The organism is Nocardia violaceofusca NBRC 14427 (genome assembly GCF_963869435.1).
Classification (GTDB): Bacteria; Actinomycetota; Actinomycetes; order Mycobacteriales; family Mycobacteriaceae; genus Nocardia; species Nocardia aobensis.
On record NZ_CAWMPM010000037.1, the window covers coordinates 96,526 to 113,331 of the forward strand.

Consider the following 16,806-nt stretch of genomic DNA (forward strand, 5'->3'; position numbering starts at 1 on the left):
GCCGCCTTCAGCGTGCGAGCCAGTTCTCGATCGCCTCGGCGACCTCGGCCGCGCCGTCCTCGAGAATCGTGAAGTGATCGGCCGCCACTGGCACGACGGTGTGGGTCGCATCCCACGGCCGGGTCTGCCAGTTCGCACGCTCCGACGAGCCGTCCAGGAACGACCGCGCACACTGGACGAACAGTGTCGGTGTGTCGACGGAACCCGGCACCAGCTCGTGCAGCACCTGCACGTACCGGCCCATTCCGGTGAGCCGGGCCTGGTCGAACCGACCGAATGTGGCCTCGTTCGCGACCATGTGTTCGGCCATCTCTCGCAGCAGCCATTCCCCGCCCTCGTGCGCGGGGTAGGTGTCCAGCATGACCACGCCGGCGGGAGCCGGACCGCCCGCCGCCTCCAGATATTCGGTGACGAGGTAGGCCAGCAGACCGCCCGAGGAGTGCCCGAGCAGGACGAACGGCTCACCCTGCGCGGCCGCCACCACCCCGCGCGCCACCGCCGCGAGCGCCGCGACCGGTGTCGCCGGGAGTGGTTCGCCCGCACCGAAACCGATCAGCGGTAGCGCCAGTACGTCGCGGCCGGTGCGCAGCTGCGATGCGATCCGGGCGTACTGGTGCGCGCCGCCGGTGGCCAGCGGCGGATTGAGGCAGATGATCCGGGGCAGGGTCGAGCCCGCGGCGAGCCGGGCCGGCGTCGGCAGCCGTTCCGGTTGCTCGTCGGCGGTGAAGTGGTCCCGCAGTTCCGCCACCGCTCGCAGCAGGGCGAAGCCCTTGCCGGCCTGACCGCTCGTCACCGCGCCGCGGAACATCCCGTACAGCGAATCGTCCACGCCCGCAGGGCTGTCGGCCGCTCGGGGCGGGGTGCCGAGTTCCTCGCGTAGGTGCCGGGCCAGCGCGGCGGGCGTCTTGTGGTCGAAGATCGCCGCCGTGGACAGCGCCAGCCCGGTGGACGCGTTGAGCGCGCCGCGCAACTCCATGGCGGCCAGCGAGTCGAAGCCCGATTCGAGGAAGTCCCGCTCCGGGTCGAGCGCATCGGTGCTGTCGTGGCCGAGCAGCCGGGCGGCATGCTCGAGGATGTGCGTCAGCAACCACTGTTCCCGATCAGGCTCCGGCAGCTGCGCCAGATGGTTGCGCAGTGCCGTGGCGTCGGGCGTCGTGACGCGTTGGCGCCGTCCCGGCTTCGCGGCCAGATCCCTGAGAAGTGCGGGAACCGTGTCGCGGGCACGCAGGACGGCGTGGTCGATCGCCACCGGCACCTGCACCGGACGGCCGGAAGACAGTGCCGCATCGAACAATTCGAGGGCGGTGCCGGCGGGCAGCGGCGAAAAGCCTTGGCGCCGCATGCGCTGCCGGTCGGCCTCGCCGAGCCATTGCGACAATCCGGTGTCGATATCCCACATGCCGTAGGCGAGTGACGTGGCCGGCAGACCTTCGGCGTGGCGATAGGTCGCGAGCGCGTCGAGGAACAGGTTCGCCGCCGCGTATCCGCCCTGGCCGGCGGGCAGGATCGACCCCGCCACCGAGGAGATCGTGACGAACGCGGACAGTCCGGCGTCGCGGGTGAGCTCGTGCAGGTACCAGGCGGCATCGGCCTTGGCGGTCAGGCAGTGGTCGATCCGGTCCGGGGTCAAGGTATCGACCAGGCCGTTGTCGGCGACCCCGGCCGCGTGCACGATCGCGCCCAGCGGATGCTCGGCGGAGATCGAGTCGAGCAGTTGCCGCACCGCGTCCCGGTCGGTGACGTCGCAGGCCGCAACCCGAACCCGGGCGCCGAGAGCGCCGAGTTCCGCGACGAGATCCGCGGCCGCGGCCGGTCCGCGCCGACCGGCCAGCACCAGGTGGCGCACCCCGTGCGCATGCACCAGATGCCGGGCGAGGTGGCGGCCGATCCCGCCGGTGCCGCCGGTGATCAGCACGGTCCGTTCGGAATCCCAGACGGTGGGCGTCGTCGTCCCGGGAGCCGCGACCCGGACCAGCCGCGGCACCCGAATCCCGGCCGCGTCGACGGCCAGTTCCGGTTCACCCGTCGCCGCGGCGGCCACGAGGTCGTGCGTCGTGGTCGCCTCGTCCGCCTCGACGAGCACGATCCGTCCCGGATTCTCCGCTTGCGCGGCGCGTACCAGGCCCCATACCGCGGCGGCGGCAGGATCGCCGGTGGAGTCGGTGACGACCACGAGAGTGCTTGCGGCACAACGTTCGTCGTTCAGGAACTCCTGGACGACACCGAGTGTGTCGTACAGGGCCGTGCGCAGTCGCGCCGGCACCGCGACCTCGCCGACCGGGGGCCGGTAGACGAGGACCGAGGCCGGCTCCGGCGCACCCCACTCGGCCCAGGAATTCTCCGCCGCGGGGCGCGGCTGCGGGCCGGGCCGCCACGCGAGTTCGTACAGCGCGTCGTGGGAGGGACGAGACGATGCCGCGAGCAGTTCGGGCGAGAGCGGACGCAAGGCGAGCGATCGCACCGAAAGCAGCGGCGCGCCACCGGAATCGGCCAGCGCCACCGTGACCGCGCCCTCGTTCGGTTCGGTCAGGCGCACCCGCACCCGGCGGGCGCCGTCGGCGTACAGACGCACCGACGACCAGGTGAACGGAACCAGGGTCTGCCGCTCGGCCTCCTCGTCCGTGCCGCGCGGCAGGCCGACGGTGAGCGCGTGCAGGGCCGCGTCGAGCAGCGCCGGATGCATGCCGTAACCCTGTGCGGTGGTCTGCTCCGGCAGCGCGACCTCGGCGAACAGGTCATCGCCGCGCCGCCACACCGCCGTCAGACCGCGGAAGGCGGGACCGTAGTGGTATCCGTGGTCGGCGAGTTCGTCGTACGCGCCGTCCACGGTGACCTCCGTGGCGCCGACCGGCGGCCACTGCACGAAATCGGCCCAGTCCGCCGGTTCGTCGGTCTCCTCGCTCGGGCCCATCTGTCCTTGCGCGTGATGTGCCCACGGGAGGGCCGGATCGTCCTCGTCCCTACGGGAGTAGATGTCGATGCGCCGGTGACCGGTCTCGTCACCATCGCCGACGACCACCTGGATCTGCACTCCACCGGGCCCGCTGAACGTCAGCGGCGCCAGCAGTGTGAGATCGGCCAGTTCCGGACAGCCGACCTGATCTCCGGCGTGGACCGCCAACTCGACGAAGCCGGTTCCGGGCAGCAACACCACGCCGAGGACGTCGTGATCGGCCAGCCACGGATGCGTGGCCGTGGACAACCGCCCGGTGAGGCGGACCCCGCCGCCTTCGGGCTGCGCGACCAACGCGCCCAGCATGGGGTGTTCGGTGGACCGCAGGCCGAGTGCCGACGGTTCTCCGGCGTGCAGCCGGCCCGTGGCCCAGAAGCGGCGGTGCTGGAAGTGGTAGGTCGGCAGATCGGTCCGGGTGCCGCCGGAGCCGGCGTAGTAGCCGGCCCAATCCACCGGCGCACCCGCGACGTACAGGCGGGCGAGCCCGGTCAGCACGGTCTCGGGGTCCGTGTGGTGGCGGGTGGCGAAGGCGATCGTGGTTGCGGCATCGACGGTTCGGGCGACCATGGGCGTCAACACCGCGTCGGGCCCGACCTCGGCGAAGCGTGTCGCTCCCAGTTCCGCCATCGTCCGGACCGCGTCGGCGAATCGCACCGCGTCGCGCACCTGACGCACCCAGTAGGACGGATCCGACATCTCGTCGGTCACCCTGGCGCCGGTTGCGGTGGACACCAGCGGCATATCCGGGCGCCGGAACGTCACAGTGCTTATCGCCGAGGCGAATTCGTCCAGCATCGGTTCCATCGATGCGGAGTGGAACGCATGCGACACACGTAAACGATGTGTGCGCCAACCGTTTTCCGCGCACCGCTCGGCGGCGGCCAGCACATCGGCTTCGACACCGGACAGCACCACCGAGGACGGACCGTTCACCGCGGCGATCGAGACGTCGCCGGTCAGCACGGCCGGGACATCGGCCTCGGAGGCACCGACGGCGATCATCGCCCCGCCCGCGGGCAGCGCCTGCATCAGGCGACCACGCGCAGCCACCAGCACACACGCATCCTCGAGCGACACCACACCCGCGATATGGGCGGCGGCGACCTCACCGATCGAATGACCCGCCACCACATCCGCGCGGAACCCCCACGATTCGAGCAGCCGATACAACGCCACCTCGAACGCGAACAACCCCGCCTGCGCGAACACCGTCCGATCGACCAGCTCATCGTCCACCAACGCATCGACCAGCGAAACAGACTGTCCCAGAGCCGGTTCCAGCTCGGCCACGATACGGTCGAAATGCTCCGCGAACACCGGATACGCACGCAGACCCGCGGCCATACCAGCCCACTGTGCACCCTGGCCCGAGAACACCACACCCGTCGAACCCGGCACCACCCGGCCCGAAACGACACCGGACACGGTCTCGCTCGCCGCCACCGCACGCACTCCCGCGAGCAGACCGTCACGATCGCCGGCCAGCACGACGGCACGATGCTCGAACACCGCACGCATGGACGCCAGCGAGAAGCCGACATCCACGGCCTCCGGATCGTGCGCGTCCACATGCGAGGCGAGGCGAGCCGCCTGGCCGGTGAGTGCGTCACCGTTGCGCGCCGAGAGTGTCCATGGCAGGACGGCCGGGACGGTGGACACCGCCGGCGCGGTCTCGGTGGCCGGGGCCTGCTCGACGATGACGTGGGCGTTGGTGCCGCTGATCCCGAACGAGGACACACCCGCGCGACGCGGCCGATCCACCTCCGGCCACGGCACCGGTTCGGTCAGCAACCGCACCTGCCCTTCGGACCAATCGACCTTGGTGCTGGGCGCATCGACGTGCAGTGTCCGCGGAAGTTCCCCGTGGCGCATCGCCATGACCATCTTGATCACACCACCCACACCCGCAGCAGCCTGAGCATGACCGATATTGGATTTCAACGACCCCAACCACAACGGCCGATCCGCGGCCCGATCCTGACCGTAGGTGGCAAGCAATGCTTGAGCCTCGATCGGATCACCCAACGTGGTGCCGGTGCCGTGTGCTTCGACCGCATCCACATCCGTCGGGGAGAGCCCCGCATTGGCCAGCGCCTGCCGGATCACCCGCCGCTGCGACGGACCGTTCGGCGCGGTCAAACCATTCGAGGCACCGTCCTGATTCACCGCCGAACCCGCCAGCACTGCCAACACCTCGTGGCCATGGCGGCGAGCATCGGAAAGCCGTTCCAGCACAAGCATTCCCGCACCCTCGGACCAGCCCACACCATCGGCCGCATCCGCGAAGGACTTACACCGGCCGTCGGGCGACAACCCACGCTGACGACTGAACTCCACGAACGTCTCCGGTGTCGCCATCACCGTCACACCACCGGCCAACGCCAGATCACACTCACCGGACCGCAACGATTGCGCGGCCAGATGCATCGCCACCAGCGACGACGAACACGCCGTATCCACCGACACCGCAGGGCCTTCCAGACCCAATGTGTAGGCGATCCGACCGGAGACCAGGCTGCCGGTCGCGCTGTTGCCGCTGCCCTGGGCGTAGTCGTGGTACATCACGCCGGCGAAGACCCCGGTCGAGCTGCCCCGCAGCACCGTGGGGTCGACACCGGCGCGCTCCAACGCCTCCCAGGTCGTCTCCAGCAACTGTCGCTGCTGGGGGTCCATCATGGTGGCTTCGTTGGGGCCGATACCGAAGAACTCGGGGTCGAAATCGGCTGCGCCGTGCAGGAATCCGCCTTCTCTGGTGTAGGACTTGCCCGCGCGGCCGGGCTCCGGGTCGTAGATGCCGGCGATGTCCCAGCCGCGGTCGGCCGGAAGTGTCGTGATCGCGTCCGCTCCGGCGCGCACCAGATCCCAGAGTTCCTCGGGGGAGGTGATGCCGCCGGGGTACCGGCACGCCATGCCGACCACCGCGATCGGGTCGTCGTCGACCGGACGGGTCGCGGTGACCTCGCTGTCCCGCGCGGTTCCGGTGAACTCCTCGGCGAGATGTCGTGCCAGTGCCTCGGGTGTCGGATAGTCGAACACCAGGGTGGCGGGCAGCGGCAGGCCCGTGACGGCTTTGAGGGCATTGCGGAATTCGATGGCGGTGATCGAATCGAAGCCCAGTTCGTTGAAGGCCCGGTCCGCCGCAATCGAATTCGGGTGCTCGTGGCCGAGAGTCGCGGCGATCTGTCCGCGCACGATCTCCACCAGAACTCCGAAGCGCTCGCTGTCGGGAGTGCTCGCGACCCGCGCGCGCAGCGCCGTGAACGCACCCGATGCCGCACTGCGACGAGCCGGCACCAGACCGGAAAGCAATGCGGGCGTGGTGTTTCCGGCGTGGCGAATGCTCTCCGTGTCGAGCCGGGCGAGCACCGGCACATCGATCCCGGTCGCGGCGTCGAAGAGTGCCAGGCCCTGATCGGCCGAGAGCGGCAGCAGGCCCGAGCGGGACATGCGGTGCCGGTCGACGTCGCCGAGTTGCCCGGCCATACCGCCGTCCCACAGCCCCCACACCAGGGATGTGCCGCACCTGCCGGTCGCGACGCGGTGCGTGGCGAGCGCGTCCAGGTATGCGTTGGCCGCGGCGTAGTTGCCCTGCCCGGGGTTGCCGAACGCACCGGCTACCGAGCTGAACAGGACGAATGCCCGCAGGGGCAGGTCGGCGGTCAGTTCGTGCAGATGGAATGCGGCATCGACCTTGGGGCTCAGCACGGTATCCATCCGCGCCGGGGTCAGCGACGCGACGGCGCCGTCGTCGAGCACACCGGCCAGGTGGAAGACGCCGGTCAGCGGGTGCTCGGCGGGTATGCCCGCCAGCACGGCGGCGAGCGCGTCGCGGTCGGCGACATCGCAGGCGGCGAATTCGACGTCGGCGCCGAGGTCGCCGAGTTCGGCCCGCAATGTGGCTGCGCCGGAGGCGGATTCGCCGCGCCGGCTCAGCATCAGCAGGTGGCGGACGCCGCGGGTGGCGACCAGATGCCGGGCGAAGAGCCCGGCCAGGAGTCCGCCGGCACCGGTGACCAGCACCGTCTCGTCCGGATCGAACGCGACGGCCTCGGCCGCGCCGGGAGCCGCCCGGACCAGCCGTGCGGCGTGCACTCGGCCGTCCCGCACGGCCAGCTGCGGTTCGGCCGCGGCCAGGATGCCGCCGAGCAGATCATCGAGGTCGGCATCGCTGTCGACCAGGACGATGCGACCCGGATGTTCGGCTTGTGCGGAGCGCACGAGGCCGCCGACGGCGGCGCCGGCCCGATTCGTGATGTCCTCTCCGGCCACCGACACCGCTCCGGCCGTCCGGACCACGAGGACCGATTCGGTGAATCGCCGGCTCGTCGTCCAGGACTGCACGACCTCGAGCACGTGGTGGGTCGCGGCGTGGATCGTGGCGGGATCGTTGCCCGCCGGGCAATCCAGCACCACGACCGGCGGTACCTCGTCACCGAGTTCCGGCCATGTGGCCGTGACGATTTCGGCCGTATCCACCTCGATCGGTGTCCAGTCGATCCGGAACAGGGCGTTGCCGACGGATGCGCCGGTGGTGAGCTGCGCGGCATCGACGGGACGGGAGGCGAGGTGACGGACCGTCGCCACCGGAGCACCGGCGGTATCCGCCAGATCCAGCGCTACGCCCCGCTCCCCGACGCGGGTGAGCCGCACCCGCAGCGCATCGGCCCCCGCCGCGTACACGGTGACTCCGGACCACTCGAACGGTAATGCCGGACCGTCCGGCCGCGCGTCGGCGAAGCGCAGCGCATGGAGGGCCGCGTCCAGCAACGCCGGGTGGATGCCGAACCGCTGGGCGTCGGAGCCGGCGGTCTCGGGCAGCGCGACCTCGGCGTAGAGGACGTCACCGGTCGCTCGCCAGACCGAGCGCAGCGCCTGGAACGCGGGACCGTAGTGGTATCCCTGCGCGCCGAGGGCGTCGTACACATCGTCGATATCCACCGCGACCGCTCCCGCGGGCGGCCACTGCCGCAATTCGACTGCGGCACTGGCGTTTTCGGACGCGAGTGTACCTTCGGCATGCACCGTCCAGGACGGCAGCGCATCGGCGTCGTCCTCGCGGCGGGAGAAGATCCGCACCCCGCGACGACCGGCCTCGTCCCGGGCGCCGACCACGACACGGACCGCGGTGCCGGAGGTTTCCGACAGCGCCAGCGGGGCGCGCAGGACCAACTGCTCGAGGTGAGCGCAGCCGACCTGTTCACCGGCGTACAGGGCGAGCTCGACCAGACCGGTGCCGGGGAACAGGGCGGTGTCCATGACCGCGTGATCGGCCAGCCAGGGATGTGTCCGCAGGGACAGGCGGCCGGTGAGATCCGCACCGTCGGAGTCCGGTTGGGAGACCACGGCCGAGACCAGCGGATGTTCGGTGGCGACCAGCCCCATCGCGCGGGCGCTGCCGGATGCCGTCGACTCGTCGGACAACCAATACCGCCGACGCTGGAACGCATAGGTGGGCAGGTCGATTCGCCGGGCGCCCGTTCCGGAGTAGAGGGCGCCCCAGTTCACGTCCGCGCCGGTGACGAACAGTGTCGCCACTGCGGCCGTCAGGGTCGACGGATCCGCCTGGTGCCGGCGGGACGATGCCGCCACCACGGGGGATGTGGCGTCGAGGGTTTGGGTGACCATGGGGGCCAGCACCGCATCCGGCCCGAGCTCGGCGAATCGGGACACCCCCGACTCCGCCATCGCCGTCACCGCAGCGGCGAACCGCACCGTATCCCGAACCTGGTTCACCCAATACGACGGAACCGACATCTCGTCGGTCACCCTGGCACCGGTCACCGTCGACACCAATGCCACAGTCGGACGTTCGAACGCCAATGCGTCTATCGCGGAGGCGAATTCGTCCAGCATCGGTTCCATCAACGCCGAATGGAACGCATGCGACACCCGCAAACGGTGTGTGCGCCAACCCTTTCCGGCACACCTGTCAGCCGCCGCCAGCACATCGGCTTCGGCACCGGACAACACCACCGAGGACGGACCGTTCACCGCCGCGATCGATACGTCACCGGCGGAATCCAGCAGCGCCGGCACCTCCGCCTCAGAAGCGCCCACCGCGACCATCGCCCCACCCGCGGGCAGCGCCTGCATCAGTCGCCCGCGCGCAGCCACCAGCACGCACGCGTCCGCCAGCGACAGGACTCCCGCCACGTGTGCGGCCGCGACCTCACCGATCGAATGGCCCGCCACCACATCCGCACGGAACCCCCACGATTCGAGCAGCCGATACAACGCCACCTCGAACGCGAACAACCCCGCCTGCGCGAACACCGTCCGGTCGACAAGGTCATCGTCCGCCAACGCCTCCACCAGCGAAACAGACTGTCCCAGAGCCGGTTCCAGCTCATCCACGATACGGTCGAAGTGCTCCGCGAACACCGGATACGCACGCAGCCCCGCGGCCATACCGGCCCACTGCGCACCCTGACCCGAGAACACCACACCCGTCGAACCCGGCACCACCCGGCCCGACACCACGCCGGGAAGGGGCTCTCCGCGCCCGAGGGCCTGGATACCGGTCCGCAGGTCGTCGCCTTCGGCGGCCAGCACCACGGCGCGGTGATCGAACACCACTCGCGAGGTCGCGAGCGAGTAGCCGACGTCGACCGGGTGCCGGTCGCCGATCCGCGCGGTCAGACGTCTGGCTTGTTCGGCCAGGGCGGCGCCGTCGCGCGCCGAGATCACCCACGGCAGGACCCCACCGGCCGGAGCGATCCTGGTCTCCGGTACGGAGGCCGCGGCGGCCGGCGCCTGTTCGACGATGAGGTGGGCGTTGGTGCCGCTGAGTCCGAAGGACGAGATACCGGCGCGACGCGGCCTATTCACCTCCGGCCACTCGACCGACTCGGTCAACAACCGGATATTGCCTTGCGTCCAATCGACTTTCGAACTCGGCCGGTCGACATGCAGTGTCTTCGGCAGCACGCCGTGGCGCATCGCCATGACCATCTTGATCACACCGGCCACACCCGCCGCGGCTTGGGCGTGACCGATGTTCGACTTCAACGATCCGAGCCACAGGGGACTGGCGGGGTCCCGATCCTGACCGTAGGTGGCGAGCAGCGCCTGGGCCTCGATCGGATCACCCAGCGTCGTACCCGTACCGTGGCCCTCCACGGCGTCGACCTCGGCAGGCGAGAGACCGGCATTGGCCAGCGCCTGCCGGATCACCCGCCGCTGCGACGGACCGTTGGGCGCGGTCAAACCGTTCGACGCACCATCCTGATTCACCGCCGAACCCGCCAGCACCGCCACAACCTCGTGACCATGACGACGAGCGTCGGAAAGCCGTTCCAGCACAAGCATTCCCGCACCCTCAGCCCAGCCCACACCATCGGCCGCATCCGCGAAGGACTTACACCGGCCGTCGGGTGACAATCCACGCTGCCTGCCGAATTCGAGGAACATATCCGGTGTGGCCATGACCGCGACACCGCCGGCCAGCGCCAGATCGCATTCCCCCGACCGCAGCGACTGCGCGGCCAGATGCATCGCCACCAGCGACGACGAACACGCCGTATCCACCGACACCGCAGGACCTTCCAGACCCAGCGTGTAGGCGATCCGCCCGGAGACGAGACTTCCTCCGGCGCTTCCGGCCTTGCCGGTGCCCTGTGCGTAGTCGTGGTACATCACACCGGTGAACACACCGGTCGAGCTGCCACGCAGCACGGCAGGATCGATCCCGGCCCGTTCCAGCGCCTCCCACGAGGTCTCCAGCAGCAATCTCTGCTGCGGATCCATCACCATGGCCTCATTGGGACTGATACCGAAGAAATCGGCATCGAAATCGGCTGCGGAATACAGGAATCCACCGGTGCGGGCGTAGGTCTTGCCGGGCTTGCCGGGCTCGGGGTCGTAGATACCGTCGACATCCCAGCCACGGTCGACCGGCAATTCCCCGTTGGTGTCGATGCCCTCGGCGACCAACCGCCACAAATCCTCCGGCGACCCCACACCACCCGGATACCGGCAACTCATCGCCACAATCGCAACCGGATCATCATCCACCCGAACCCGACCGACCGGCCCTTCCTCGACAACCGATGTACCGGCCAACTCCGACCCGATGAACTCAGCAACCACCTCCGCATTCGGATAATCGAAAATCAACGTCGCCGGAAGCTTCAAACCCGTCGCCACCGACAACCGATTCCGAAACTCCACCGCACCCAACGAATCGAAACCCAACTCCGAAAAAGCACGCAACGGCTCCACACCATCCACCGACACATGCCCCAACACACCCGCAGCCACCGACCGCACCACATCCACCACAGCCACATGCCGATCCACATCCGACAAACCAGCCAGCGTGGCGGCGAATGCGGGTTCCGGACTCTGGTTTCGTGTCCGGCGGCGTACCGGGGCGGGGACGATGCCACGCAGCAGCGCCGGGAGCGCGTCGCCACGGTCGCGCAGGGCCGCCGGATCGACCCGCAATGCCACCAGCTGCGCGGACTCGCTGGCGATCGCCAGATCGAACAGCTCCAGCCCTTCGGTCTCGCTCAGCGGCGGAAGCCCCTGCCGCCGGATGCGCTCGACGTCCCCCTCCGACAGCATCGAACCGAGACCGGTCGATGTCGCCCACAATCCGTAATCGATGGCGGTCGCGGGTAGACCTGCGGCGTGGCGATGGGCGGCCAGCGCGTCCAGAAAGACGTTCGCCGCAGCATAATTCGCCTGCCCCGCCGCCAGCACCGAACCGCCGGCCGACGACACCACCACGAACAGCGACAACGGCCGATCACACGTCAACTCGTGCAGATGCCAGGCCGCGTCGACCTTCGGTGCGAACACCGGCCCGAACCGATCCGCCGTGATCGACTCGATCAGTCCGTTGTCGGCGGCGCCCGCCGCATGCACCACGCCGATCAGCGGATGCTCGTCCGGAATATCGTCGATCAACGCCGCCAACGCCTCGCGGTCCGACACATCACACGACGCGATCCGCACCTGCGCGCCGAGTTCGACCAGTTCGTCACGCAACTGCTCGGCGCCCGGCGCGCCCGGTCCGCTGCGCGACACCAGCGCAAGCTGCGTCACACCGTGTTTCACCACGAGGTGCCGTGCCATCAACGCACCGAGGCCACCGGTCCCGCCGGTGACCAGCACGGTGCCGGCCGCGATCGAGGCAACGGCCGCACCGGTCGCGTGCCGGCGCAAGCGCGGTACCAGCACGGCCGCCCGGCGCACCGCGATCTCCGGCTCGGTGGCGTCCGGCGCCGTCGTGGTCAGCGCGGCGACGGGATCCTGGTCATGATCCAGGTCGAGGAGCTGGAAACGACCGGGGTGCTCGGCCTGTGCCGCGCGCACCAGACCCCAAACCGGCGCCTGCGCCAGATTCACCGGCTCGGGCCCGTCGACGGACACGGCGTGCCGGGTGACAACGACAAGTCGAGAGTGCGCGAAAGGCGCAGTGCGCAACCACAATTGCACGGTCTCGAGGACTCCGGCGGTGATCTGCCGGGCCGCGACCGGGGGTGTGGACTCGTCGGCGGGGCATTCGAGAACGACGACGTCGGGTGCGACCGTATCGTCGGCCGCGTCCAGGTCGGCGATCAGTGCCGCGAGATCGCGATAATGTGGCTGATCGTCGGAGCCGTGTCCGGAACCCACCACCGCGATGCGATTCGGTTCGACCGTCGCGGACGCCGGTGCGGCGGCGATCCACTCCACGCCGAACAGCGAGTCCGAGCCCGGATGCGCGGTGAGGCGCTCGGCCGGCACGGGCCGCGATACGAGAGCGCCGACCGACAGCACCGGCTGCCCGTGCCGGTCGGTGATTCGCACGCCGAATCCGTCGGCGTCCGGTGAAATCCGCACGCGCAGCGCCGCGGCGCCGGTCGCGTGCAGTGCCACCCGGTTCCACATGAACGGCAACGCCGGGGAATCGCCGAGGTCGCCGCTGCGGAAGCCGTGCACGATTCCGGCGTGTAGTGCGGCATCGAACAGCGCCGGATGGATGCCGAACCCGTCGGCGTGCCCGGTGTCGGGGAGCGCGATCTCGGCGAACAATTCCTGCCCGCGCTGCCAGGCCGCCCGCAAGCCCCGGAACTGCGGGCCGTACCCGTAGCCGAGCTGCGAGAGTTCGTCGTAGACGCCGTCGACGTCGACAGCGGTGGCGCCGGCCGGCGGCCAGGAAAGCGGTTCGAAGTCCTCGGCCTCGTCCGGGGTGAGAACGCCTTCGGCATGCATCGTCCACGCCGGCGTCGCCTCGACATCACGGTCGGGGCAGGAGAAGATCCGGACCGCGCGACGGCCCGCCGCGTCCGGCTCGCCGAGCACCACACGTACCGCGACTCCGCCGGTGTCCGGCAATATCAGCGGTGCGTGCAGCACCAACTCGTCGAGCATCGGGGTACCGGCTCGTTCCCCGGCGTGCAGGGCGAATTCGACGAAGCCGGTTCCGGGGAACAACACCGTGTCCCTCACCCGGTGATCGGCCAGCCACGGATGGGTCTGCACCGACAGGCGGCCGGTGAACGTCGCCGTATCGGACTCCGGTTGCGACACGACCGCCGACAGCAGCGGGTGTCCGGTGGACGCCAGGCCCATCGCCCGGAGGTCACCGCCGGTGCCGGCATTCGGCCCCAGCCAGTAGCGCCGGCGCTGGAAGGCGTAGGTGGGCAGGTCGATTCGCCGAGCTCCGGTCCCGGCGTACCAGCCGGCCCAGTCGACCCGCGCGCCCGCGACGAACAGTCCGGCGGCGCCGGCCGCGACCGTGCGGGCATCGGCGCGATTCCGGCGCGCCACCGCCACCACGACCGGCACCGAGGTCGTGGACGCCGGTGTCGCATGGTGTTCGAGGGTTTGTGTGATCATCGGGGCCAGCACCGCATCCGGTCCGACCTCGGCGAAGCGGGACACTCCCAGCTCCGCCATCGCGGTCACCGCATCGGCGAAGCGCACCGTATCCCGGACCTGGCGCACCCAGTACGACGGGGCCGACATCTCGTCGGTCACCCTCGCGCCGGTCACCGTGGATACCAGTGCGACCTCCGGACGTCCGAAGTTCACACCGTCGATGGCCGAAGCGAATTCGGCGAGCATCGGCTCCATCGACGCCGAATGGAACGCATGCGACACCCGCAGGCGATGCGTGCGCCAACCACGCTCGGCACAGGCATCGGCCAGCGCCGAGACTTGGTCCTCGGCACCGGAGAGCACGACCGCCACGGGACCGTTCACCGCCGCGATCGACACGTCACCGGCCGGCACCGCACCGGAATTCAGCAGCGTCAGCACGTCGGTCTCGGACGCACCGACCGCGACCATCGCCCCACCGGCGGGCAGCGCCTGCATCAGGCGACCACGCGCCGCCACCAGCACACACGCATCCTCGAGCGACAACACACCCGCGATATGGGCGGCGGCGACCTCACCGATCGAATGACCCGCCACCACATCCGCACGGAATCCCCACGATTCGAGCAGCCGGTACAACGCCACCTCGAACGCGAACAACCCCGCCTGCGCGAACACCGTCCGATCGACCAGACCCTCGTCCGCCAACGCATCGACCAGCGAAACAGACTGTCCCAGAACCGGATCCAGCTCAGCCACGATACGGTCGAAATGCTCGGCGAACACCGGATACACGCGCAGCCCGGCGGCCATACCGGCCCACTGCGCACCCTGCCCCGAGAACACCACGCCCGTCGAACCCGGCACCACCCGACCGGACACCACACTCGGCAGATGCTCGCCGGTAACCAATCCCGCTGTGCCCGCGAGCAATTCGGCACGGTCGCCGCCCAGGACGACGGCACGATGCTCGAGCACACTGCGGGTGGATGCCAGTGACGAGCCGATGTCGATCGGATCGTGCTCCTCGCCGATATGGGACGCGAGACGGTCGGCTTGGCCGGCGAGGGCCGCAGCACTGCGCGCCGAGATCACCCACGGCAGGACGCCGCCTGCCGGAGCGGTGCGCGCGGGCTCCGCCGGCGCCGCCATGCTCTGTGGCTGTTCGAGGATGAGGTGCGCGTTGGTGCCGCTGATTCCGAACGAGGACACCCCGGCGCGACGCGGCCGATCCGCCTCCGGCCACGGCACCGGTTCGGTCAGCAACTCGATACTGCCCTGCGCCCAATCGACCTTCGTACTCGGCCGATCGACATGCAGAGTCTTCGGCAACACGCCGTGGCGCATCGCCATGACCATCTTGATCACACCACCCACACCCGCAGCAGCCTGAGCATGACCGATATTGGACTTCAACGACCCCAACCACAACGGGCGATCGGCAGCGCGGTCCCGGCCGTAGGTCGCCAGCAGCGCTTGGGCCTCGATGGGATCACCCAGCGTCGTCCCGGTGCCGTGGCCTTCGATCGCATCCACCTCCCCCGCGGAGAGTCCGGCATCGGCCAGCGCGCGGCGGATGACCCGCTGCTGCGAGGGGCCGTTCGGCGCGGTGAAACCGTTCGACGCACCGTCCTGGTTCACCGCGGAACCGGCGATGACCGCCAGCACCTGATGGCCGTTGCGCCGCGCATCGGAAAGCCGTTCCAGCACGAGCACGCCGACGCCCTCGGACCAGCCCACACCGTCCGCGGCGTCGGCGAAGGCTCGGCACCGGCCGTCGGGTGAGAGACCGCGCTGACGGCTGAACTCGAGGAACATGTCCGGCGAGGCCATCACCGCGACTCCGCCGGCCAGGGCCAGATCGCATTCGCCCGACCGCAGCGATCCCGCGGCCAGATGCAGCGCGACCAGCGACGACGAACACGCCGTATCCACCGACACCGCAGGACCTTCCAGACCCAGCGTGTAGGCGACGCGGCCGGAGACCAGACTGCCGCCGGCACTGTTGGCGCCCTGCGTTCCCTGCGCGTAGTCGTGGTACATCACACCGGTGAACACACCGGTCGAGCTGCCACGCAGCACGGCAGGATCGATGCCCGCGCGTTCCAGCGCCTCCCACGAGGTCTCCAGCAGCAGCCGCTGCTGCGGATCCATCACCATGGCCTCGTTCGGGCTGATACCGAAGAAGTCGGCATCGAAATCGGCTGCGGAATAAAGAAAACCACCGCGCCGCGTGTAGGTCTTGCCCGCCTTACCCGGCTCGGGATCGTAGATGCCTTCGATGTCCCAACCGCGGTCCGTCGGCAGTTCGCCGGTGGTGTCGATGCCCTCGGCGACCAACCGCCACAAATCCTCCGGCGACCCCACACCACCCGGATACCGGCAACTCATCGCCACAATCGCAACCGGATCATCATCCACCCGAACCCGGCCGATTACCTCCTCATCGTCAACGGGCCCACCCGACAACTCCGACCCGATGAACTGCGCAACCACCTCCGCATTCGGATAATCGAAAATCAACGTCGCCGGAAGCTTCAAACCCGTCGCCACCGACAACCGATTCCGAAACTCCACCGCACCCAACGAATCGAAACCCAACTCCGAAAAAGCACGCAACGGCTCCACACCATCCACCGACACATGCCCCAACACACCCGCAGCCACCGACCGCACCACATCCACCACAGCCACATGCCGATCCACATCCGACAAACCGGCCAGCGTATCCAGGAAGGTCCGATCCGCCGCGGACGTGTTCGCGCGTCGGCGAGCGGTCACCGGCGCGATGCCACGCAGCAGCGCCGGCACGCTCTCGCCGCGCTGCCGGAGCACGGCCGGGTCGACCCGGAGTGCCACGAGCTGAGCGGTGTCGGTTGCCAGTGCCGCATCGAAGAGCCCCAGCCCTTCCGCCTCGGTGAGCGCGGGGAAACCCTGCCTGCGCATCCAGTCGAAATCGGCTTCGGACAATGCGGTGCCGAGTCCGCTCGAGCGCTCCCACAGGCCGTAGTCGATGGCGGTCGCGGGCAGACCCGCGGCACGAC

The 16,806-nt window shown here is 69.5% G+C and carries 1 pseudogene; it reads right to left on the minus strand.

The features are described from left to right. Positions 1 to 31 precede the first annotated feature (31 nt). Positions 32 to 16,462: pseudogene (locus AC5592_RS28370) on the minus strand (SDR family NAD(P)-dependent oxidoreductase); the annotation flags it as partial. Between the last annotated feature and the right edge of the window lie 344 nt (positions 16,463 to 16,806).